We start from the raw sequence: 23,634 nt of genomic DNA on the forward strand, positions 1-23,634 counted from the left end.
CTTGCTCAACCGCGATATCTGGCATTGTGCATCAAATCCGTCACGGCATTCCATTACCACTTCTTCGAAAGCGTGGCATAAGCACCATAACCCAATTCTGGCAATTGTTGCACGTTTGCGCCCTCGATACCGTTTGCCTGGGGCAACCGGTATCGAGACGGAGCCCCCAAGCTCTTAGCAATTGGAAGAGGAAGGGAAGCAATGGACGGACTACAGAATCGTAGTCAGGGAGTCACGCGTCGTGGCTTCTTGAAGACAGCGCTCGCTACGGGCGCCATCGCCGCCAGCGCCGGAGGTATGGCCACGGCCGAAACCTGGCTTTCGCCAGCGAAGGCCGTAGCCCAAAGCGCAGATGAGCGCGTTGCGTACACCTACCACAATGAGCATTGCCTGTGTAACTGCATGCTCAAGTGCACGGTGCGCGACGGACGCCTGAGCATGATTGAACCCAGGCCCAACGAGGACAATCGTTTCCACAACGTATGCCTGAAGGGCATTTCCGAGATTCAGCACATCTACGGCGACGCGCGCATTCAGTCGCCCATGCGCCGCGTAGGCGAACGAGGGAGCGGCGAATTCGAGGTCATCACCTGGGAAGAGGCGTTCGAAACTATCGCGCGGGAATTCAAGAAATGCCAGGACACGTACGGGGAAGACGCCCTCTGGATTCAGTACTCCACTGAAGCCCAGCAGCGTCTGAAACCGCTCATCGCATCCATTCTGCATGCACAGGCAGGCGGCATGAACGGCTACGACATGGGCCAAGGAAATGGCCTGAATCAGGCGTTCGCCTTCTCGGGCATGTTCGCGCTAAACACCATGTGGGAATGGCCGCAGGCCAAAACCGTGCTCATGGTGAACTGCAACGTGCTGGAAACGGGCATGATGTGGTCACGCGGCTTCTTCCAAGCACAGGAAGCCGGCACCAAGATGATCGTATGCGACCCGCGCTTCTCCACCACAGCTTCCAAAGCCGACGAGTGGGTGGCACTGCGCCCCGGCACCGACCCGGCGCTGTTCCTGGGCATGACGCATCACATCCTGGAGGCAGGCCTGTACGACACTGACCACATCATGGCGAACACCCACCTGCCCTTCCTCATCGACGCTGAAACGGGTGAGCTGCTCGACGCCGATCCGGCAGGCACCGCAGAAGCCATGGCAGCCTACGAGCAGGCTGCGGCAGAGGCCAAGGCGGCTGGAACGGAATTGCCGGAGGATATCGTAAAGCCCGCCAAGAAATTCATGGTCTGGGATGGCGCGCAAAATGCCGCCGTTCGCTTCTCGGAAGCCACCACCCCTGCACTCGAGGGCACGTTTACCGTAAACGGCCGCAAAGCCTGTACGCTATTCACGCGCCTGCGCGAGGAAATGGCCGAATACACGCTGGAATGGGCCGAGAAGATCACGAACGTTCCCGCTAGCCAGATCGCCAGCGTTGCCGAGCAGTACGCCGAGGGTCCCTCGATCATCTGCAACGGCGTGGGCGGCATCGACAAGTACGGCTCCAGCGACATTGCAGGTCACTGCTACGCGCTCATCGCCTCGCTCACGGGCAACTACGGTAAGCGCGGCACGGGATGCGGCATCTACTGCTACCACGTAACACCCTACGAAGCTGAATTGGGAGGTTGGAAGCTTCCCGAAGATGCGGCGCCCAGCCCCAGTCCGCTTGGCTTCTACGACATGGTGCGCACCGACAAGGTGCATGCGGCCATGTTCTTCGGTGACATTCCCACGCAGAAGGCCGCGAACTGGAACAAGACGCTGGAATGGATTAATTCGCTCGACTTTATCTGCGTTGCCGACATCTACCACAGCTCGGTCTGCGACTACGTTGACATGATTCTCCCCAGTTGCTCGAAATTCGAGAGCGCCGATTCCGTAGGTGGCGTGAAGTGCGCCAACGGCTACATCCTGCAAAACCAGAAGATCATCGACCCGCTCTTCGAGTCCAAGCAGGACTTCTACATCGAGAAGGGCATCGCCGAGACCATGGGCTACGGCGAGCTCTACCCCGCCACCGCCGAGGAATACGCTGCCGCCACGCTGACGAGCGATGACCCCATGGTGGAGGGCTTCACCCTCGAGGCGCTGTCCGCGGCCAACGGCGCGCTGAAGCTGCTGGACACCGAAGACCCGCTGGGGCCCGAAGTGGGCATGGACTACCACACCCCCTCCGGCAAGCAGGAGCCCTACTACGAGAACATGCTGAGCTGGGGGCAGGCATTTCCCGCATGGGAAAGCCCCGTGGAGGCCTACGTGGACAATCCGCTCCGCGAAAAGTACCCGCTCATGTTCACGCAAAGCCGTACGCGCTTCCGCGTGCACAGCTGCTATTCGGGTGCGAAGTGGATCCAGCAGTTCTACGAGCCCCATATCGAGCTAAACCCCGTAGACGCTGCCGCGCGCGGCCTGTCCAACGGCGACGAAGTTGAAGTGCTCAACGACCGCGGTAGCTTCCGCACGAAGGTACTGATCAGCGACGCTATTCAGCCCGACATGGCATATATGGCGGAATCGACGTACGCGCAGTACATGAACGGCACCCTCATGCAGTCGGTGAGCAACGACCAGCTGACCGAACGCGGCTACGACCTGCTCTTCGGCCCCATGATCCCGTACAACGACACGCTCATCGAAATCAAGAAAGTAGGTGCATAGACCATGACGAGACTCGCCATTGCGATTAACCGCCATCGCTGCATCGGGTGCTCCACCTGCGCGCTTTCGTGCAAGATGAGCAATAACGTACCCGACGGCATGCTGTGGAACCGCGTGCTCAACGAGGGCGTTGACACGTACGACGGAGCCCAGGGCTCCTTCCCCAACCTTTCCCGCCGCTACCTGCCCCTGGCCTGCCAGCACTGCGACAACCCCGCCTGCCAGCGCGTTTGCCCCACGGGCGCAACGTACACCGACGAGAAAGGCCGCGTGGAAATCGACTACGACAAGTGCATCGGCTGCCGCATGTGCATGGCCGCATGCCCGTACAATGCACGCACGTTCAACTGGGCCGAGCCCAAACGCGATACAGGCTTTAACTACGGCGAGGCCTCCGTTCCCGAACGTCCGCGCGGCGTGATGGAGAAGTGCACGCTGTGCAAGGAGCGCACCGACCGCGGTGACGAGCCCATGTGCGTGCAGAATTGCCCCACCGACGCGCGCATCTACGGCGACCTGGACGACCCCGATTCGGACATCTCGCGCGCCATTCGCGAGAACAACGCTTACGTGCTCCTCGAAGACAAGGGCACGCGTCCCAAAGTTCACTACTTCGAATAGGAGCGCGCTGATGTTTACTTCTTCAAAGGCAAAAAGCGCCGTGGTGGCGCTGACCATCCTCGTCATTGCAGGCATTTCAGCCTGGGTCTACCAGCTGGCAAACGGCCTTGCCGTGACGGGCATGTCCAACATCAATTCGTGGGGCGCCTACATCATCATGTTCATGCTGTTCGTGGGCCTTTCCGCGGGCGGCCTGATCGTAGCCAGCTCGGCTCACGTATTCAATATCAAGCAGTTCAAGAAGGTTGCACTGCCCGCCGTCATTACCTCTACGGTGTGCATCTGCTGCGCCGGCCTGTTCATCCTGCTCGACCTGGGCGGCATTCAGCGTGTGTGGCGCATCCTGACCGGCCCCAACCCCTCGTCGGTGTTGGTATGGGACATGACGATTATCACGATCTACCTGGTAATCAACATCCTCGACCTGGTTTTGATCATCCGCGGGAATGAGCACAAGGTCGAAGTTCTTTCGCGCATAGCCCTACCTGTTGCCATCCTCGTCCATTCCGTTACCGCATGGATCTTCGGCCTGCAGATCGCACGCGCCTGGTACTCGGCCATCATGGCACCCATCTTCGTGGCGTCGGCCATGGACTCCGGCCTTGCGCTGCTGATCATCGCCCTAGCCGCGCTTGAGCGCGCGGGCATCTTCACCACAGGCGCCAAGCTCTTCAAGGACCTTTCGGGCTTGCTCGCAGTGTTCATCGCCGTGGACGCCTTCTTCATTGGCTGCGAACTGCTGACCATGGCATACCCCGGTGCTGGCGAAGCCGTGGCGCTGGGACACATGCTCCAGGGAGCAACTGCGCCGTTCTTCTGGTTCGAGGCCATCTGCGGCCTGCTCATTCCGTTCCTGATTCTGGTGTTCTCAAAGAATCGCGAGAAGCGCGGGCTGGTCATCGGCGCAAGCGCGTTGGTGGTGCTGGGCGTATTCGCCAAGCGCGTATGGCTCCTGCTCACGAGCTTCATCACGCCGAACGTTGAGGGCGCAAATGGCATTTCACTCGGCACGTTCGCCGCTCAGGCAGACGCAGCAAACATGTGGGCGCAAACGGGCTCGTACGCCCCGACCGTCATTGAGATTCTCGTAATCGTGGGCGTTATCTCGCTCGGCGCGCTCGCATTCATCATCCTCTCCAACAAGATGCTGAAGCGCAATTCCACCGAACCCGCAGCCGACGCGCAAAGCACTACGGCTGAGTAAATCGCCTTCTCTTCTTACCTTTGGGCGGCTGGTCGCCACGGCCAGCCGCTCCCTCCCTCCGCAGAAAGGCCACCACTATGCCTACCAACGCCAACTTTCCCGACCTGGCCGATGCCTTTGCCTTCCTGGGGAATTCCCTGCTTGCCCCAATAAGCCAGACGAGTGACCTGGGGCTCGACCCCTCCTTTTGGAGCATCTTCCCCACGTTCAACGACGACGCCGTCGCCGAAGCCGTAAGCGCATGCACAGCATACGCTCAGGCGGCGTCGAAACGTCAGGAACAGGGCGAAAACGTACGGCAGGCTATCTCCGTGGAATATGCCAAGCTGTTTGTTGGCCCGCCCAAACCTGCGGTCGCCCCATGGGAAACCGCATGGCGCAGCACGAGCTCGGTGGGATTCGGCGAAGCCACCATTCAAATGCGCCATCTCCTTGCGGAAAGCGGACTCAATGCCTCGGGCGCAAGCAACCAATATGCCGACCACATCGGCATAGAGTTGCTATACGCCTCCACGCTCTGCGAGTACATTGCCGCAGGAAGCGCAGACGAACAGATGCTGTCTGAATTCCTTCAAGATCATCCGCTGGCCTGGGTAGACGCATTTGCAACTGCGGTCGCCGAAGCTGCCCCCACTGGATACTACGCGCGATTGGCCGACCTCGCAGCGCGCATCGCGAATCACGCTGGTCGCAAACAGTAAAAGCCGCTCAGCACCTGCGAAGATGCTTCCGCATCGTTGCCAATGCAGGATGCTGCAACAAGCATGTCGACGCTCCAATGACCGAAGGCCCCAAAAAGTGTTACGAATTCTGAAATTCTCACCTTATACGTGTAAAACGGTGTTACTGTTTCAGAAAAGGTGTTACTACATGAAAGGATTACCATGGCTTGTTTTCTTGTGGGAGGTGGCGAAGCGATTGTCGTAACGGCAGTCCGCACAGCCGTAAAAAAGAGCGAGGTTGAAAGGGGGATCGTCGACGAGCAGGGCAACCAGCTCACCGATCCCGCGACGAACGGCATCTGCTGGACGCGCAAGCTCAGCTGGCTCATGAACATGCTCTGGGGCGGCGTCATCCTGCTCTGCATCGAGCACATATGGCATGGCGAGGTCGTCCCCTTCCCTCCGTTCCTTACGGCCATGGAAGACCCCACCGAAATCCCCGTAATGCTTAGCGAAATGGGCACCGTTGGCGTCGGCATGGCAGTGCTGGTCACCGTAACCTGGCTGGTTGTTACGTTCGCAGCCGACGCAGCCGTGAAGCACAGCCTGTCCACCGCCATAAAGGGGGCGTAGTATGACGCTCGTTATTACCTTCCTGGCGGCAGCCATCAGCACAGCCATCTGGTACGCCAGCGCACCCAACTCGAACATGCGCTTCGGCACGCTCGCGCTTATGTACTGGGGCGCCGCACTCATGTGGTGCGTCGATGGCATCAACGGACTCATCGAAGGCGAAGGATTCATCGAAATCGTCGACACCGCCGCAATGATCGACGATGCCATTTTGGGCCTTGTAGTCGTGGCCGTGGGCCTAGCGGCATGGGCCATCTACCTGGTAGCGAAGGATCCCAAGCGCATTCTTCGGACTTCTCTTGCCAAATAGGACTCTCCTTCTCCTCGAAAAGCGCCGCCCTTTGCACCCCGGGCGGCGCTTTTCGCATGTTAACAACCGTTGAACATGCGCCATATCCGCCCAGGCCACGCACAACTCGCCTATAATCCCACTAACAAAGAGCGAGCGAGGAGGACGCCCATGACTATCCGAACCGCGACCGTCGACGACGTAGAGCGACTTCTAGAGATTTACGCGTACTACGTCGAGAACACCGCCATCACCTTCGAATGCGAGACGCCCTCCGTGGGCGATTTCGGCAGGCGCATTCAAGCTACGTTGACCAGCGGATACCCCTATCTAGTGGTCGAAGACGAGGGTTCGATTCAGGGCTACGCCTATGCGGGGCCCTTCGTGGGGCGCGAAGCCTATCGCCATTCTTGCGAGCTTTCCATCTACTTGCATCACGACGCGCGCAAGAGAGGCTACGGCCGCGCGCTGTACGAAGCGCTCGAACAACGCCTGGAAGCGATGGGCATCCTGAACCTCTACGCCTGCATCGGCGACCCCATCGAAGAAGACGAATACCTCACGCGCAATAGCGAGCACTTCCACGCGCATCTGGGATTTCAGAAGGTTGGCACGTTCCATAAGTGCGGCCGGAAATTCGATCGTTGGTACAACATGATCTGGATGGAGAAATTCATCGGCACGCACGACGAGGCGCGAGGCTAGCAAACACGCCCCACACGTGCACTTCAAGAGGAAATGTGGATTCACGTCCTCATTTGCCATTTTCTCTTGCACTCGCGGGGATTCTGGATAGAATACTAATTCCTACGCGGACATGGCTCAGTTGGTAGAGCACCACCTTGCCAAGGTGGGGGTCGCGGGTTCGAACCCCGTTGTCCGCTCCATTGAATGCAAAGCCGCCTTCGGGCGGCTTTTTTATTTCCCCAGAGCGGGGTGACGGAGGGACGGTTCCGGGGTGACGGAGGGACGGTTCTGCTGTCACCCCGCTCCCGGCCGCCAGCGGCAAAACGTCACTAAGCTGCCAAATGGGGTGACAGAAGAACCGTCCCCTTGTCACCCTCTCACCCTCTTGCCTCCGCAGTTTCGGCACGGCGATACGGCGCATACGGCAACAACAGCCCCACACCAGCCACTTCCGCCACGGCAAGCATCACCAGCACCCAGCCAGCATCGAGCCCCAACTGCAAGATCAGGCCGCCCACCGCGGGCGACACCACCGCACCCAGGCGCCCAATACCCAGCGACATGCCCAAGGCAGTGGGGCGCAGCTCTTCGGGAAACGCATTCGACACCAGCGCGTTCGTGAGGTTCTGCGCGCTAATGGCGCCCACGCCCGCAAAGAAGACAAACGCCATCAGCAACGCTCCGCTATTCGGGCGCATGGCTATGCCGATAAGGCACAACGAGGCAAGCAACCCGCTGCCCATGGCAACCACCTTCACGCTCATGCGCGTAGCAAGCCAAGCCGTGATCAGTGACCCCATAACGCAGCCGAAGTTCAGCACCACCATCATCTGCAGCGAATTCTCCAACGGTAAGTTGAATACGCGCATGAGCTGCGCAAGCCAGGTGCTCATGCCGTAATACGCCATGAGGAACAAAAACGTCATGGCGCAAAGCATGCCCAAAAGGGCCTTCGATTTCGCGCTCAGCTGACGCAGCGTTTGCTGCGAAGAACAAACCGCGGCGCTAGGCCGCACCCCTTCCAGCTTCGCGACCACGCGCGACGCAACAGGGACGACGATCGAGATGGGCAGCACGCCAATAAGCCCCGCCAAAAACATGAGCGCGCGCCACCCCACCAGGGAAAGTAGCGCCGAGCAGGCGAAGGCCGCCATAAGCCCGCCAAAGGGAATGCCCGTCATGACCAAGCTGATGACGAGCGGAGCCATGCGCTTGCTCGAATGATCGCGCGCAAGGGACATGGCGATGGGCAGCACACACCCCAGGCCCAGACCCGCAAGCGCGCGGAAGGCGCCCAACATGTACGCATTCGCCGCAAACGAAGACAGCGCTATCGCCACGCTGAACCACATGACGCCAATGGCAATCGCGCGCACATAGCCCAGTCTCCGCTGCACGACGCCCGCAAACAGCCCACCGGCGAACATGCCCAAAAACGTCATGCTTCCCACCAGGCCAGCAGCAGCGCTGTCAATGCCCATGTCGCCATCGGCGATGAGCGTGGGGATAAGACTGCTGTATACGATAATGTCGAACCCTTCGCACAACATCACGCATGCCATGCAGAAGACCAAAAGCCAGCTTGCGCCGTCGCGCATCGATTTCGTCATACGTTTTCCCTTCGCTACCTGCGCTTTCACACGGATTCGAATCCCACGTGCGCATCTCTTTACGAATCGATATCGTTTCGCATATGTATTGTTCACAAGCAGTTAGTATAGCCTAACTTTTCCGCGTGCGTGAGAGCCGCGTTCAACGGGACCCACTGGAAGAAGAAGGGGCATTTCCCTTGGGAAAACGAAGGCCCGGAAGCTCTCGCATCCGGGCCGGGTGACAGGGGGACGGTTCTTCTGTCACTCCGTCGGCTTGGCGACGCTTTGCCACTGCTGGACTAAAAACGGGGAGGTGACAGCAGAACCGTCCCTCTGTCACCTACTGTCACCTACCGCCACCTTGGGTGACAGAAGAACCGTCCCTCTGTCACCCTTGTCGCCTAGTCCCCCAGCAGCTCGGCCAAGTCGGCCTCGGGCGTGGTGATGGGGGCGATGCCGTAGTTTTCGACCAGCAGGTTCAAAACGTTCGGGCTGATAAACGCGGGCAGTGTGGGCCCCAGTTTGATGTTCTTGATGCCCAGGTACAGCAGCGTAAGCAGAATGCACACGGCCTTCTGCTCGTACCAGGAAAGCACCATGGAAAGCGGCAGATCGTTCACGCCGCACTCAAAGGCCTCGGCCAACGCCACGGCAACCTGAATGGCGCTGTACGCATCGTTGCACTGGCCCATGTCCATCAGGCGCGGCAGGCCGCCAATCGCACCCAGGTCCAGGTCATTGAAGCGATACTTACCGCAGGCGAGCGTAAGCACCACCGTGTCGCTGGGCGTAGCCTTCACGAAATCGGTGTAGTAGCTACGGCCCGAACGCGCGCCATCGCAGCCCGCGACCAGGAAGAAATGCTTGATAGCGCCCTGCTTCACAGTGTCGATCACCGTATCGGCCACCGAAAGCACGGTGCCCTGCGCGAAGCCCGTGGTGAGCACGGATCCGCCATTGACGCCCGTAAAATGCTGAGGCTCGGCATATCCACCCAGCTCAATAGCGCGCTCGATAACGGGCGTGAAATCCTTGTCCTCGCCGATTACGGGACAGTCGGGGTAAGCCACGGTACCCGTGGTGAATACGCGGTCGGAATAGCTGCCCTTCGGCGGCATCAGGCAGTTCGTGGTATACAGCAATGCGCCCGGGATGCCATCGAATTCCCTCTTCTGGTTCTGCCACGCCGTGCCGAAGTTGCCCTTCAAGTGCTCGTACTTGTTCAGCTCGGGATAGGCATGCGCGGGCAGCATCTCGCCATGCGTGTACACGTTCACGCCACGGCCCTCCGTCTGCTCGAGCAGTAGCTTCAGGTCGAGCAAATCATGGCCGGTCACCACGATAAACGGACCAGACTCCACGTCCATCGTGACGCTCGCAGGCGCGGGAACGCCGAACGTGCTGGTGTTCGCCTCGTCGAGCAGCGCCATGCAGCTCAGGTTCACTTCGCCCACCTTCAGCGCCAGCGGAAACAGCACGTCTACGGAACCGGGCTCGGCCAGCTGGGCCAGGGCATCCACGAAGAACGAATCGATTGCGCCGTCGCGCTTGCCAAGCGCACGTGCATGGTACGCGTACGCCGCAGCGCCACGCACGCCGAACAGCACGAGTGATTTCAGCGAGCGAATGTCCTCGTCGGCGTTCCAGATTTGGCCCATTGCGTAATCGGGACGCTCGGCTACGCCAGCACTCTGGGCAACCGCCGCCTTCTCAGCGCGCACGTGCGCGGTCTGCCTCTTCAGCGATTCCTCGTCGAAGTTCACGTTGGTCACGCACGCGAACAGGCCATCCACGATCAGCTGCAGCGCATTCTCGCTCGCCGCTCCCGCCGCCTTGCAGGTGCCGGCAAGACCAATGAGCGCGCCCGTCAGCTCGTCCTGGGCAACCGCCACCTCCACCGGCTTACCGCATACGCCCGCATGCCCCGTGCACGCTTCGCATCCCGCCGTCTGCTCGCATTGAAAACAGAACATCTGGTTATCCATGCCTTGCTCCTCGTCTCTCATCTGAGCGTTGTACGAATCGAACTAGAGCCACCGTACCGAGAAAAGAAAAGCGGGTATGTTGTAAGCACAACATACCCGCCATAAATTATTTCACGCACGGAAAACGGCAATAGCCGCACTCGCACAGACGCTCGGGATGCCTACGAGGCAAAACCCCAGGCACGTGCCAGGGCTTCCACGCCGGGAGCGATTTCATCGGCAGAGAGCCCCGCATACCCCACGAGCACGTAATCCCAGGCAGGATTGGGATAGCCCACCCAGTAGCGCGAGGTGGGATACACGCGCACGCCCTCCCGTTCCGCCGCCTCGATAAGCTCGGTTTCCCCACGCGCATCCTTCGTGCGAACGAGCGCGAACTGGCGGCCCATAACGACCTCGACCGCATCGCCCATGCACGCATGAAGCGACTCCTGAAGGATCTCGCGCTTCTTGAGCACCGCCTGACGCATCTTTCGCACGTGCGAATTCCACTGCCCCTCGCGCATGAACGCCGCCATCGCCGCCTGCGTTTGCCAGGGCACACGCGGATGCAAGTGCGCCGAACGCCCACGCCACTTCAGCATGAGCTCCGGCGGCAGCAACGCATAGCTCAGGCACACCGCGGGCGAAAAGCAATTCGAAAACGTTCCCGTCATGATCACGCTACCCGCATCGTCGATTGCCGCCATGGGCACAACGCGCCCCACGCCGGGGCTTAGCTCCCAGCCATACTCATCGGCTACGATGTACGCGCCCGTATCGTTAGCCCATTTCACCAGCGCCTTGCGCACGTCAGGCGGCATCACGATGTTCGTGGGGAACTGGCACGACGGTGTGGCGAACACGATATCCAGGCCGTCGACCGACTGCAGGTATTCCTGAGGCGTGGGCGTTGGGTACACGGGAATGGCGCGCGTACGAAACCCTACGCGCGCGAAGGCTGCATACGCCTCGTCGTAGCCAGGGTTTTCCAACCCCACCACCGTGCTCGACGCATCGAACAGCATGAGAATCTCGTTGAGCAGATCTCGCGTGGTGGGCATGATGAGCACCTGGTCGGGGTTCCAATCGAGCCCCAGTTCCTCGTTCACATGCGCGGCAATTTCCGTGCGCAGCTGGCGCAGCCCTTGCGAATCATCATAGAAGAAAGAACGGCCGGAACTTTCGCCGAAGAACACGTCGCGCGAGGTACGGGCCCACGCAGCCAGGGGAAAGACACTCGGGTCGATGGCGTCGTACGCGAAATCGAAACGCCACGTGCGCTTGGGCTCGTGCGTATGGGCATGCAGCCGCTCCAAGGCCTGGCGATAGCCCTCGCTCCGTTGCAGCCTCGCGTCCGAAGAATCGCGCACGCGGCACACCACATGGCCGCTTCCCTGCCGCGCTTCCACGTAGCCCTCAGCAACCAACTCGCGATAGGCAATTTCGATTGTTGTAACGGAAACATCCAAATCCTTCGCGCATGCGCGAATGGAAGGAAGACGAGTGCCCTCCGCAAGGGTCCCACCTTCGATATCGCTGGCGATTTTACGGTATATCTGCTGGTAAAACGGTTCCGTACTGCACTTATCTACAAGCTGCATCCACCCCTCCGTCCCCTACCTTGCGCATGTGCCCCACGCGCCGCCTAGTTGGAAATAACTGTACACCAACTCACGAAGTGTCCCCAAAAACCAGTGCTGAAGTGTGCATTCACCTTTTGAAAGGTTGCTCGTACGCTTAGATTTGAGAAGGTGACGGCCTATGTGCGATTGCGCCGTTCACGCAAAAAGGGATATAGGAGGGGCTATGTTAAGCAAGAAGCTTGCCGTTACCATGGGCACGCTTGCAGTTGTCGCCGTTGTCGCCGGCACTGCAGCATGCGCGCCCAGGGCAACGACGAACCCAGTCGGAAATCCGACACCCAACGTGCAACAATCTTCGGAAACGCCAACGCCCGACCAGTTCGGCGTCGTGAAGGCGGACCAGTGGGCAAATGCCTACCCGTACGAATACGATTCGTACCTGGCCAACGCCACGAACACGCCTCCCGCGGAAGACTACCTGGAAGGCAGCTACTGCGCCGAAGGCTACACCTCTAGCGAAGACACCACTTCGGCCCTGCCCGATGGCTACGAATACACCGACGCCAACAAGCAGGACTACCTGGAAACTAACCCCGAGATCAAGACGCTCGGCAAGGGCTACGGCTACGCCAAGTACTACACCGAACCCGCCAGCCACGTATTCTCGCTCTGGACCGTTGCCCACAACGGCCGCGTGGGAAATGGCGCGAAGACCAAGGCGGCTTGCATCACCTGCAAGAGCCCGCAGTACTCCAACCTGGTAGACCAAGAGGGCGAACAGGTGCACTCCCAGCCCTTCAATGACATTATTGGCCAGCTGGACGAGAACATCAGCTGCGCAAGTTGCCACGGCAACACGCCCATGAAGGACGGCAAGGTCTATCTGGAAGTCGACCGCGCTGAATGGGTGCGTTCCATGGGCGCCGATTACCAGGTTGCCTCCCTGGAAGGCCAGGTCTGCGGCCAGTGCCACTGCGACTACTCCATGGCGCCCGGTACCAGCATTCCCACGAGCCCGTACGACAACGGCCGTTCCGACATGGTGCCCGAAAAGGCCATCAAGTGGTACAACGACCACAACTACGTCGATTGGACGTACGCGTCCACCGGAGCCAAGATGCTCGCCATCCGCCACGCGGAATACGAGTTCATCTACGGCGGCGACAACGAGATCCTGCCGCAGGGTTCGCACATGGCCCAGCTCGGCTACGACTGTAACGACTGCCACATGGCCACCACCAAGGCCGAGGATGGCACGGTGTACGCCGACCACGAGTGGACCAGCCCACTGGATAACCAGGAGCTCATCGACCGTGACTGCAGCACGTGCCATGCCGATATCAAGGCCGAAGTGCGCGCCTGGCAGAACGAAATCGACCCGGCAACCACCACGCTCGGCGAGCGCTGCGAGAAGTTCATCAAGAACTTCGAAAGCAAGGTAGCCACCGAACAGGATGACGAAGCAAACCCAGGCCAGAAGGTACTGAAGCTCGACGAGGCATTCGCAGCATCCAACGGCATCGACGCCGATACGCTGGCACGCCTGCAGCAGATTCAGCGCGAGTCCTGCTACTACTGGAACCTGGCCGCGGCGGAAAACAGCGAGGGCGCCCACAACCCCACGTACTACCGCCACACGCTCGACCTGGGCAATCAGATCCTCGACGAGGGTGACGCCCTGCTCGGCATGTCCTCGGTCGCGTAAGCGCTTCATCTTGCTAGAAGGGAGCGCATCATGAACGAAGAGAACATGACAAACGAAACGCAGCCGGCAAAGAAGCGCAGCAAGAAGCTCATCATCCTGGGCGTCATCGTGGTCGTGCTCGTAGCCGTGGGCGTGGGGATGATGGTGTGGCACGAGCAACCCAGCTTCTGCTCGACCCTGTGCCACATCGAGAACACCTACGTGCAGAACTTCTCCCAGGAGCAGGGAGTTCAGGGCACCGACAAGTACGGCAATACCGTATCAGACACCAACGCCATGATGGCCGTTCTGCACAACCATACGCAGGCAACTGCCAAGTCGCAGATCGTATGCGTCGATTGCCACAAGCCCAACGTGGCGGAACTTGCACACGACGGCGTAAGCTTCGTGTCCGGCAACTACACCATCCCCCGCGACGAGCGTTCGGCCCAGGCCCTGCAAAAGTGGGACGGCAAGACGCAGGAAAGCTTCTGCGCAAACCAGAACTGCCACGTCTACCTGCTGGGAGACAACGGCGAAGTGTCGTACGACAAGCTGGAAGCCTCCACGCAGAGCCGCTCGTTCAACCCGCACCAGCAATACCACGAGAACCTCTCGCTGGAATGCACCGATTGTCACAAGGGGCATCGCGCATCCACCGTAGTTTGCACGGGTTGCCACGAACACGAAAACGTGGACCTGCCTTCCGGCTGGGTCACGTACAGCGAATCGAAGCAAATCCTCGAGCAGGCGTTCAACGGATAAGATTCGCCGCAGAATCACAAGATGGGGTCCCGAGGGACCCCATCTTTTTCACCCCGTGGACTATGCTTCCTTCACGCCCGAAAACGCGTAGAAGCCTGGCGTATCGACCTGCGATTCCAGCGTGAATCGCTTCGCCCAAATGGCGCTTTCCTCGGCAGCGGACCGCAAGCCCATGCTCACGCCCGCGGCAACTGCATCGTGATGCGCATTAATGACGTCCTTGCCGCTCCCATGCGCCACGACGAAGCGCCCACCTGGCTTGAGCAGCTTGTACGTCTTCTCCACCAGGGCATCCTTGTCCATGAAATGCGGGTAGGCATTGTAGATGACCACCGCGTCGAACGGGTCGCCCTCGGGAAGCTCGTTCACATCGCCCGCAAGAAACGACACCGTGGGCTCGTCGGCAAATTTCCTGCGCGCAACGGCAATCATCTTCTCGGAAAGGTCCACGCCCAGCACCGAAGATACGCCCGCCTGCACGTAATGCGGCGTCATCACGCCCGTGCCGCAGGCGACGTCGAGCACGCGACTGCCCTGCCCGATGCCAACGAGCGACAGGACGGCACCCTGCACACGACTCCTCGTGGTGTGCTCCATCTTGTCCCACGATTCGGCTCGATCGTCGAAGTAGGTCGCAATATTGTCTACGATATCCATGCCCAAGCTCCTTAACGCGGAATGACCACGGGCCTTCCGCCGTAATCGATAACGTCGCAATCCATGCCATACACGCTCTTCATGCGCTCGGGCGTAACGACCTCGCGCCCGCCTAGCGCATCCACCTTGCCGTCCTTCAAAAAGAGGAACCGATCGCAATAGCGCAACGACAGATTGATATCATGCATAACGGCGGCAGCCGCAATGCCGCGACCATCCACCTCGTCACGCGTGGCCTGCATGACCTCCTGCTGATTCGCGGGGTCCAGGTTATTCGTGGGCTCGTCGAGCAGCAGCGTTTCCGCCTGCTGCACGAACGCGCGGGCCAGCGCCATCTTCTGGTACTCGCCACCCGAAAGCTCGTCGGTGTAGCGCAGCGCATAATCGGAAAGTTCCAAACGTGCAAGCACGTCGTCGACCACGTCGTAGTCTTCGATGGAAGGCGCGCCCGACATACGTGGATGGCGCCCCAAAAGCACCGCATCGTACACCGTGAGCCTATTCGCATGGCTATGCTGCGCGACCAGCGCAATCTTGCGTGCACGCTCGATTCGCTTCACCGTGGCGATGGGCGCACCATCAAGCAGCACATCCCCGCTATCGGGCTTGCGCATGGCGGAAAGACAGGAAAGCAACGTGGACTTGCCGCATCCATTCACGCCCAAAATCGCCAGGAACGAACCAGGTACAATGTCGATGGAAATGCCCTGCAGCAAAGGCCTGTCGGGGCGATACGAAAAATGGAGGTCACGCGCCTCGAGCATTAGCGATTGACCCCCTTGAACAGCAGGTAGATAAAGATGGGCGCACCCACGAACGACGTGATCGCCGAAATGGGCAAAATGAGCGGCGCCACCACCACGTGACACAGAATGTCGGAAACGAGCAGCAAGCCCGCACCCGCAAGGGCGGAAGCCGGCAACAAGAATCGATAGTCGGAACCCAGCAGACGACGCATGATATGCGGGGCCACCAAGCCAACAAAGTTGATGATGCCGCAGAACGCGATAACCGTGGATGCCGCCGCGCTGGCGAAGAGCATATTCGCCAAGCGCACGCGATTCACCGAAACGCCCAGGCCATGGGCTAGTACCTCGCCCGATTCCATGGCGTTGAGCTTCCAGCGCTCCAGGAAGAAGAACACGGCACTCACGGCCGTGACGCCCGCCATGATGGCAAGCTGGCTCTTGCTCACTCGGCTCAGGTCGCCGAAGGTCCAGAAAACCACTGCCGCCACCTGGGAATCTTCCGCAAAGTACTGGATCAGCGTGGTACCCGCGGTGAATGCCGCCGAAAGGGCCACGCCAAGGAGCACGATGCTTTCGGGCGTCATCTCTCGCACGCGCGAAAGCAGCAGGATGACCACCGTGGAAAGCATGGCACCCGCAAAGGCGCAAAGGGCGGTGCTAATCGGCTCGGCCGTGGAAACGCCCTCGTAAGCGGCGGAAGACGAAGCGCCACCCGCAAGCAAAATGATGGCCACGGACGCGCCGAATGCCGCGCCCTGGGAAATGCCCAGCGTGCTTGCCGAAGCCAGCGGATTGCGCAGCACGCTTTGGTAGGCGCACCCCGCAAGCGACAGGGCGATGCCCGCCACGATAGCCGTGAGCACGCGCGGCAGACGTAGGTTCTGAACTGCGGCGACGGCACGCGTGGAGCCCTGCCCGAATACCGCCATCACCACTTCCGAAGGAGATAGGCCCAGCGAGCCCATGCCCATGGAAAGGGTGGCAATGGCCAGCACCACAACCGCAAGCAGAACCATGACGAGGCGCTTACGCCGGATGTACCCCGCGTAAACGCCTCGCGTTGCTTCGGTTCGAGCGGCAAGCCCCGTATTGGTAAGCTTCTCCTCTTCCATAACCTACGTGCTAGCAACCTTCGCTACGAGAACGACAGGCTCTTGAATCCCATCTTGTTCTCTTTCATCGTCTGATAGAAGTCGGCGCCCAGCAGCGTCGTGTAGATCTCGGAGTACTTGGCCTCCAAGTCCACGTCGGCAAAAGCGTCGGGATAAATAGTAGCACCGATGAAGTAGGTATCGCAGATGCCCGTGTCAATATTCGTGCCGTTGAAGTTGAAGAATGGCTGCGTGTAGAGATTGCCGTTCTGGAACGCCTTCAGGCTATCGAACAACGCCTGGTTGTTGGCGTAGTCTTCCTTCATGAGATCCATGTTGCCGGCATTCAGGAACATGTAGTCGGGATCCCAGTTGGCAATCTGCTCCAGGTCCACATCCACGGCGCCATCCTGCCCCGTAGAGTCAGCCACGTTGATGGCATTCAGCTCTACCAGCGGAGCATAGTTGGCATAGGTGCCCGTGAAGCTCTTCGCGCCCTTGTAGTTCACCGCGCCCACGTATACGGTGGGCTTCTGGTCGTTGGGGATGTTAGCCGTGCGGCTCGTAAGGTCGGCGTCCCATTCCTTCAGCTTCGCCACCACCTCGGCAGCATGGTCTTCCGTGCCCAGAGCCTGGGCTACGCAGGTAATGGACTTATACACGTTCTCGGTGAACAGCTGGTTCTGATAGCTAATGCCAATGACAGGAATGCCCGTGGCTTCCTGCAGGGCATCGCATTCCTCGGCGCTGCGGCTGGAGATGATGACGTCGGGGTTCAGCTCCATGAGCTGCTCCTCGTTCACGTTCGTTTCCATAAGGTGATTGCCATTGCTGGTAGCGGGCAAATTGGCGAACAGATCCTTGTACACGATGGCGTACGGACGGTTCATAGCGGGGTCGGTTTCCATTTCCGTGACCGCGATCAGCTTGTCCTGGGCGCCGGCGTACACCACGAAGCGCGCGCCGCTGCCAACCGTCGCAGCGGTCTGGGCATTCGCAGGCACTTCCACGCTGCGGCCATACGCATCGACGACCGTCTTCGTGGCACTATCCGTCGTTGCGGAAGAATTGCTCGACGAGCCAGACGTCCCGTTCGACGTGGAGCACCCCGCCAACGCAAAGACGGCCAGGCAGGCCGCGAAAGCGAGGGCCACCGCCACCTTCAAATGCTTTCTCATACTCTTTCCTCCCATGTTACGGATTCTAGATATGTAACATGGGCATCATAGCACCACCCACATTCAGAAGACGCGACAATCGAAATAATTCGGCGGCGAATGGCAAAAGATGGCGCGTACGCAACCCCGCACTGCCCTGCCGCGCAGCATGCAGGGCAGGGCTCCTGCGAGGACGCGTCCTGCGCCACGCAAGGCAGATAGCTATTTGAACAGGCGAATCACACTGCATAGAGCGAAGGCGACCACGTCGAGCAGGACGATGGTAGGCCCCACGGGCGTGCCAGCCAAAATGGACGCCACCATGCCCACCACGGCGCAAAGCGAGCCAATGCAGGCCGAGATGATCGTGACGTTGCGGAATGTGCCCGCTATGCGCATGGCGGAAAGCGCCGGAAACACCACGAGGGCGGAAAGCATGAGAGCGCCCACCAGGTTCATGCCCACCACGATCACGAGCGCGATCATGATGGCGATCACCATGTTGTAGCGCCCCACGGGCATGCCGCACGCGCGGGCAAACGTCTCGTCGAACGTCACCGCGAAAATGCGGTTGTACAGCAACGCGAACCCGCCCACCACGGCAATGGACATAACGGCGCACAACCTAACGTCGAGGCTGGTAAGCGTGAGAATCGAAGTGGACCCGAACAGCGTGGAGCACACGTCACCCGCGATGTTCGAGCGTGCGCCGAACACGTTCATGACAAGATAGCCGAAGGCCAGGGCCGCAACTGCCATCATCGAGATGGCAGCGTCGCCCTTCACCTTGGCCGTACGGCCACGCCGCAGAAGGACAACCGCCGCCAGCACGGTAACGGGGGCGATGACGAGCATGTTGCGCGTTATGCCCGCAACCGAAGCCACGGCATAGGCACCGAACGCAACATGCGAGAGACCATCCCCAATGTAGGAAAGGCGCTTCATCACGAGCGTCGTTCCCAGGAGCGACGAGCAAAGCGCCACAAGTGCGCCTACGACCAGCGCGTTCACCACGAACGGATAGGATAGGTACGTTGAGAGAACTTCCAGGGGACCCACTACGCGCGCTCGCCTCGCTTCCATGCGTCGGCGGCCATGTAGCGTGCCGAGCCGTCGCGCACTTCGAGCACATGCGTCGCATGGGGCAGCGCCGCACCCAGGTCGTGCGTAACGCACAAGATACCCGTGCCGTTATTGCGCAGGTCATCGATCGTCGCATAGAGCGATTCCGCCGCTGCGGGGTCAAGCCCCGTCGTGGGCTCGTCAAGCACCAACAAGCTGGCTTCAGAAGCCAGAGCACGCGCCAACAGCACGCGCTGCTGCTGGCCACCCGAAAGGGACCCAAAGGGTTCGCCCTTTAGCTCCAGGGCGCCCACACGTTGAAGCGCCGCTTGCGCAACCGCACGGTCTTCGCGTCCGTAAAACGGACGAAAGCCCAGACGAGAAGCGCGCCCCGAGAGAACGATCTCCCATGCGGACGCCGGAAAATCCTCCTGGGACTCACCCTTTTGCGGCAGATAGCCCACCTCGCATGCGGGCGCTCCCCCGCACAGCGACATGTCGCCCGCAAGCGGCGGCAGCAGGCCAAGGACGGTCTTCAACAACGTGGTTTTGCCTGCACCGTTTTCGCCCACGACGAACAGCGCGTCGCCTGCGTTCACGGCAAAGTCGATGCCCGATACCACGAGGTTGCCGGCGTATCCCACCGAAAGGCCCTTGCATGCGAGGTAGCTCATCTGCGCTCCTTAGGACAACGCGGCCGTCAGGGAAGCCAGGTTCCCCTCCATGGCGCCCAGGTAGGTCTTGCCCGAGGCAATATCGCCCGCCGTTACCGACTGCAGCGAATCCATCACCAAGATGCCCTGGTTCTTGGCCTGCGTATTGGCGATAACCGTTTTCGCGATGGCTTCATCCGAGTTCTCAATGACAAGTACGTTGGAAAGCCCCAGCTCATCTACTTTCTGAGCCAGGAAGGCAATGGTCTCGAAGCTGGCCTCCGTTTCCGCAGAGCAACCCACGAATGCGGCGTAGTACCCCAGGTTGTAGTCGTCAACGAGATAACGGAACGGGAAGCGATCAGCGAACACAACCGTCTTCTCCGCCGCAGCATGCACCGCGCTCTCGTACTTCCCATCTAGTTCGGCAAGCTTGGCCTTATACGCAGCGGCGTTCGCGGAATACTCGCTGGCGTGACTGGAGTCGGCATCGGCAAGCTGGACCGCAATGGCGTCTACCAGCTCCTGCGCATTCTTCAGGGACAACCACACATGCTCGTCGTACTCGGGCTCTTCCTCGCCCTCCACAGAGGCTTCGGCTTCTTCCTCTTCAGCCTGCATGCCCTCGACGACTTCCTCTTCCACGGCGCTATCGCCCAGCACCTCCATCATGTTCACGGTACGCAAGCTGCTGTTCGAGGCAGCCTTCACGGCGTCCTCGGCCCAGCCGTCGGATTCGCCACCCACGTACACGAACAGGTCGGCGTCGGAAATCTTCGCGATATCCTGCACGCTCGGCTGATAGCTATGCAGGTCAACGCCACTATCCATCAGGTAGGTAATCTCGAAATCGTCGATACGGTCGCCCGCCACTTGCGTTACCCAATCGTACGCAGGAAACGTCGCGCACACGACCTTAATCTTGTGCTCCTGGGCATCGGCCGATGCGGCCTGGTTGGCATTCGCGCATCCGGCAAGCAGCCCGACGCACAGCACTGCCGCCACCAAGACGGCACGTAGCATATTCTTCATGATGTCATTCATCCCTTCGCGGCCCAAGCCGCCTTGCAGTCTTCCCTTTTCGCAAGCGAGCGCATTGCGCGCTCGGGGATGATTCCTAGATGCGCAGGCAAACGCCGCTGCTCACGGGAGTTTCCGCAGTGCGCGCAAGGGGCGTGCGATGGACGAAGGAGGAAAGCGCACGCGTGATGACGGGGACGGAAAGCCCCAGACGCGGCGGATTGAACACGAACCCAAGAACGGTTTGCGCCAAGGCGAAGCCCGCGCACACCGCCAGCAGCACATGGGCGCATGCGGCGATCAGGCACAGTACGCACCCATCACCCGTACATTCGTGCCCCTCAAGCAACTCGCCTACCGCAGCGGCAAAAAGCGCTAGCAGCGCCAACAGCGCGGCAACGCGAGGACGACGACCACGCGCGCCACCCATGAACAACAATGCGACCTGCTGCATTAGACGCCCCGACACGATTCGCACAGGCCATACAGCACGGTACGCGCGGGATCGATGCGAAAACCATGATGCGAGAGCACATGGTCGGAAAACTCCTCGACCATGTGGCAATCGAGCGCGAAGGCACGACCGCACGCAAGGCATACGAGCTGGCCCGTAGCGGAACTACTGGCTATGCGGTAGCGCGCTTCCCCACCAGGCGCGGTTGCCTTCAGGGCCAAGCCCTCGGATGCCATGGATTCCAGCTTGCGGTACACCGTGGATCGGCCCACGCGACCACCCGCCGCAACAAGCGCCGACCACACTTCGTCAACGCTCAGGTAGCTATCGGGACGTTCCGCCAAATACGCGGACACCGCCTCGCCTTGCTTGGTCTTGTATTTGCGTTGCGCCTCGGCCATGGCCTTCCATTCGATCTAAATTGAAATTGAATTTCATTTTCAAATCGTAGCGCAAGAGGTTTCTGCGGGCAACTTGCTTTTTTCGGGACGACAAAGCGCACATATTGCATGCGCGACAACGGGCAAGCAGGCGCAGGGCGAGCACGTTTTTCCGGAGAAATGGGCTTCGAGAAGAAGCGCGAGGCGAGCATTCGCCCGCAAGCATAGCGCGAAGTGGGGTTATGTAAGCACGCCACTGCGTAAGGGCCAGTTTTTCCGGAAAAACTGGCCACAGAAAAGACCCCGCATGCTGCAGACATGCGGGGTCCAAAATGCCTATCGCGCCGGGAGGGGAATGGCGCGTGGCCGCTCGTATGCTAGATGTCGGCGCTGGCCGTGTTGCCGGCGAGTACGCCGCTGGCCAGGGAGAAGCCATTGCAGGAACCGCCCTGGAAATACGGGACGCTCCAGAAGTCGCCGTCAACGCCAGCCACATACAGACCCTTAATGACGTCGTTGTCGGCATTCACCGCACGGCAGAAGCCATCGGTCTTGATGCCGCCCAGCGTAACCCATGCGCCGGGGTTGTACTCGAACACGTAGTACGGCCCCTGATTGATGGCATGCATGTAGTCAGCAGGCAGGAAGAACTCGTCGTCATAGCCCTTGGAGCACGCATCGTTATATGCCTTGATGGTTTCGGGCAGGTCGGTAAGGTCGAACTTCTTCGCAAGCTCCTCGATGCTGTCGGCCTTCGCAGCCCAACCCTGGCTGATGGCCTCGTCGATGCTCTTGTCGAAATCGGACAGCGTTACGTCCTGGAAGCCCATGAGCAGTGCTGGGCCCATATTCTGCTTCGTGCCCGCCGTGAGGAAGTCGAACACGGGGCTCGACTTTACGCGGTCGACATATGCCTGGTCGACAATGGTGTAGTAATACGGGTCGCGCAGCAGAGGCTCGCCCGAGAACATCGTGAGCTCGCACATCTGCTGTTCGTTCATGAAGCGCTCGCCACGCTTGTCCACCAGAATATTGCCAAACAGCGGCAGGTAGAAGCACGGATTCGTGCCGCGACCAGGCGCCCAGGAATAGGCAGGCGAGGCCTTCAGGTTTGCGGCGCCCATCTCGTTGATGGAAACCGAGAAGTTCTTGCCAATCTGCGCGCCCGCTTCCTGGCACATCTTGATGCCCGAGCCGTCGTTCTGCCCCATGCCCTGGTTCACGAGCACGGCGCCCGCGAACAGTTCCTTAATCATATCGGGGTTGGCCAGGAAGCCACCCGAGCACATGATGACGGCCTTGGCGTTGATCTGCGTTTCCGTCTTGCCATTCTTGCAGATAATGCCCGTTACGTTACCGGAATCGTCCGTGACCAGCTGCTGAGCCTTGCAGTTGAAGATGGTCTCCAGGTTGGAGCGCTGAGCGCACATATCGCGGAAGTTGTTCGCGCGGCCCTCGCCCTCTTCCAGGTAGATGTGGCCACCGCGGGAAAGCATGGGCGTATCCTTCGTGGAGCCCTCGAAGGCGTACATGAGCTGAACGCCGCCGTCGATGAGGTAGTTCGCGGCCTGAGCGCTGGAACGAATGATGTTGCGCAGCACCTTGCCGTTGCTCTGGTAATGCGTGCCGGGCTCGATCCACTCGAACGCTTCCTGCTCGGTCAGATAATCGGCATGCTTCAGCTGCTCCTTGCTGCCGATCATCCACGCGCCGGTGGTGTGGGTGTTCGTGGTGCCCTCGAAGTTCTGAGCCGAATCGATGGCGATGACGTTAGCGCCCTTATCGGCCGCAGCCAGAGCCGCCATCAGGCCCGAAGCGCCCAGGCCGACAACCACGACATCGGCTTCGCGGGTTTCCTCGACCGTAATCTGCTCCTTGGTGGAATCGGCGCTGGACTCCTTCTTGGAACCAGAGCCCGCACACGCGGCCAGAGAACCGGCAGCCACGATGCCCATTGCGCCGGCCAGGCCTCCCTTGATAAACGAACGCCTGCTTACATCGATAGTAGTCATATTGAATCCTCCCATTGATTCGGACCTCCCTTTCGGTCCGCCGGGAGC

The 23,634-nt window shown here is 60.1% G+C and carries 22 protein-coding genes and 1 tRNA gene; 10 read left to right on the top strand and 13 right to left on the bottom strand.

Annotated elements, in window-relative coordinates; genetic code table 11:
* Positions 1-201 precede the first annotated feature (201 nt).
* The 8 genes from AAY81_RS09265 to AAY81_RS09300 all read left to right on the top strand — a co-directional run bounded on the left by AAY81_RS09265 (position 202) and on the right by AAY81_RS09300 (position 6,960).
* Positions 202-2,664, top strand: coding sequence for a molybdopterin-dependent oxidoreductase (locus tag AAY81_RS09265; protein WP_066664315.1), 2,463 nt, complete (start codon positions 202-204; stop codon positions 2,662-2,664).
* 3 nt (positions 2,665-2,667) lie between these two features.
* Complete coding sequence (locus AAY81_RS09270) at positions 2,668-3,285, top strand: 4Fe-4S dicluster domain-containing protein (protein WP_066664318.1); 618 nt, start codon at positions 2,668-2,670, stop codon at positions 3,283-3,285.
* 10 nt (positions 3,286-3,295) lie between these two features.
* Positions 3,296-4,489 (top strand): NrfD/PsrC family molybdoenzyme membrane anchor subunit, encoded by a 1,194-nt coding sequence (gene nrfD, locus AAY81_RS09275; protein ID WP_066664321.1) that lies wholly within the window; start codon positions 3,296-3,298, stop codon positions 4,487-4,489.
* Positions 4,490-4,566: 77 nt separating this feature from the next.
* Complete coding sequence (locus tag AAY81_RS09280) at positions 4,567-5,190, top strand: TorD/DmsD family molecular chaperone (RefSeq protein ID WP_066664324.1); 624 nt, start codon at positions 4,567-4,569, stop codon at positions 5,188-5,190.
* A gap of 183 nt (positions 5,191-5,373) precedes the next feature.
* Positions 5,374-5,784: a hypothetical protein gene (locus AAY81_RS09285; RefSeq protein WP_066664327.1), complete on the top strand. Its 411-nt coding sequence runs from the start codon at positions 5,374-5,376 to the stop codon at positions 5,782-5,784.
* 1 nt (position 5,785) lies between these two features.
* Positions 5,786-6,094, top strand: a complete 309-nt coding sequence (locus AAY81_RS09290) for a hypothetical protein (RefSeq protein WP_066664329.1) — start codon at positions 5,786-5,788, stop codon at positions 6,092-6,094.
* Positions 6,095-6,244: 150 nt separating this feature from the next.
* Positions 6,245-6,778, top strand: coding sequence for a GNAT family N-acetyltransferase (locus AAY81_RS09295; protein WP_066664332.1), 534 nt, complete (start codon positions 6,245-6,247; stop codon positions 6,776-6,778).
* A 106-nt stretch (positions 6,779-6,884) separates the two neighbouring features.
* Positions 6,885-6,960, top strand: a tRNA-Gly gene (locus AAY81_RS09300).
* A 177-nt stretch (positions 6,961-7,137) separates the two neighbouring features.
* Here the strand turns inward: AAY81_RS09300 and AAY81_RS09305 are convergent.
* The 3 genes from AAY81_RS09305 to pdxR form a co-directional block, all read right to left on the bottom strand.
* Positions 7,138-8,370 (bottom strand): MFS transporter, encoded by a 1,233-nt coding sequence (locus AAY81_RS09305; protein ID WP_066664335.1) that lies wholly within the window; start codon positions 8,368-8,370, stop codon positions 7,138-7,140.
* A gap of 383 nt (positions 8,371-8,753) precedes the next feature.
* On the bottom strand, positions 8,754-10,337 hold the full coding sequence (gene hcp, locus AAY81_RS09310; protein ID WP_177168488.1) for a hydroxylamine reductase: 1,584 nt from the start codon (positions 10,335-10,337) through the stop codon (positions 8,754-8,756).
* Between the two features lie 161 nt (positions 10,338-10,498).
* Entirely contained in the window at positions 10,499-11,920 is a 1,422-nt protein-coding gene (pdxR, locus tag AAY81_RS09315) for a MocR-like pyridoxine biosynthesis transcription factor PdxR (RefSeq protein ID WP_066664337.1), read from the bottom strand.
* 205 nt (positions 11,921-12,125) lie between these two features.
* On the opposite strand from pdxR, the gene AAY81_RS09320 reads away from it, so the two are divergent.
* Positions 12,126-13,607, top strand: a complete 1,482-nt coding sequence (locus AAY81_RS09320; protein WP_066664340.1) for an ammonia-forming cytochrome c nitrite reductase subunit c552 — start codon at positions 12,126-12,128, stop codon at positions 13,605-13,607.
* Positions 13,608-13,637: 30 nt separating this feature from the next.
* Complete coding sequence (locus tag AAY81_RS09325) at positions 13,638-14,351, top strand: cytochrome c3 family protein (protein WP_066664342.1); 714 nt, start codon at positions 13,638-13,640, stop codon at positions 14,349-14,351.
* A 60-nt stretch (positions 14,352-14,411) separates the two neighbouring features.
* Here the strand turns inward: AAY81_RS09325 and AAY81_RS09330 are convergent, their stop codons facing one another.
* The 10 genes from AAY81_RS09330 to AAY81_RS09375 all read right to left on the bottom strand — a co-directional run bounded on the left by AAY81_RS09330 (position 14,412) and on the right by AAY81_RS09375 (position 23,586).
* Positions 14,412-15,008 (bottom strand): class I SAM-dependent methyltransferase, encoded by a 597-nt coding sequence (locus AAY81_RS09330; protein ID WP_066664344.1) that lies wholly within the window; start codon positions 15,006-15,008, stop codon positions 14,412-14,414.
* A gap of 11 nt (positions 15,009-15,019) precedes the next feature.
* On the bottom strand, positions 15,020-15,772 hold the full coding sequence (locus AAY81_RS09335; RefSeq protein ID WP_066664346.1) for an ABC transporter ATP-binding protein: 753 nt from the start codon (positions 15,770-15,772) through the stop codon (positions 15,020-15,022).
* Positions 15,772-16,869, bottom strand: a complete 1,098-nt coding sequence (locus tag AAY81_RS09340; protein ID WP_066664348.1) for a FecCD family ABC transporter permease — start codon at positions 16,867-16,869, stop codon at positions 15,772-15,774. The genes AAY81_RS09335 and AAY81_RS09340 overlap by 1 nt, the downstream gene beginning before the upstream one ends.
* 23 nt (positions 16,870-16,892) lie before the next feature.
* Complete coding sequence (locus tag AAY81_RS09345; protein ID WP_066664349.1) at positions 16,893-18,026, bottom strand: ABC transporter substrate-binding protein; 1,134 nt, start codon at positions 18,024-18,026, stop codon at positions 16,893-16,895.
* Between the two features lie 201 nt (positions 18,027-18,227).
* Entirely contained in the window at positions 18,228-19,064 is an 837-nt protein-coding gene (locus AAY81_RS09350; protein ID WP_240480582.1) for a metal ABC transporter permease, read from the bottom strand.
* Positions 19,064-19,741, bottom strand: a complete 678-nt coding sequence (locus AAY81_RS09355; protein ID WP_066664353.1) for a metal ABC transporter ATP-binding protein — start codon at positions 19,739-19,741, stop codon at positions 19,064-19,066. The genes AAY81_RS09350 and AAY81_RS09355 overlap by 1 nt, the downstream gene beginning before the upstream one ends.
* Positions 19,742-19,750: 9 nt before the next feature.
* Positions 19,751-20,752 (bottom strand): metal ABC transporter substrate-binding protein, encoded by a 1,002-nt coding sequence (locus tag AAY81_RS09360; protein ID WP_066665223.1) that lies wholly within the window; start codon positions 20,750-20,752, stop codon positions 19,751-19,753.
* Between the two features lie 85 nt (positions 20,753-20,837).
* Positions 20,838-21,194 carry a hypothetical protein gene (locus tag AAY81_RS09365; RefSeq protein WP_066664355.1) on the bottom strand — a complete coding sequence of 119 codons (357 nt, stop codon included), beginning with the start codon at positions 21,192-21,194 and terminating at the stop codon, positions 20,838-20,840.
* Positions 21,194-21,595, bottom strand: a complete 402-nt coding sequence (locus AAY81_RS09370; RefSeq protein ID WP_066664358.1) for a Fur family transcriptional regulator — start codon at positions 21,593-21,595, stop codon at positions 21,194-21,196. Before AAY81_RS09370 ends, AAY81_RS09365 begins: the two co-directional genes overlap by 1 nt.
* A gap of 356 nt (positions 21,596-21,951) precedes the next feature.
* Complete coding sequence (locus tag AAY81_RS09375) at positions 21,952-23,586, bottom strand: FAD-dependent oxidoreductase (RefSeq protein ID WP_066664360.1); 1,635 nt, start codon at positions 23,584-23,586, stop codon at positions 21,952-21,954.
* Positions 23,587-23,634 lie beyond the last annotated feature (48 nt).

This window comes from Denitrobacterium detoxificans (genome assembly GCF_001643775.1).
Lineage (GTDB): Bacteria > Actinomycetota > Coriobacteriia > Coriobacteriales > Eggerthellaceae > Denitrobacterium > Denitrobacterium detoxificans.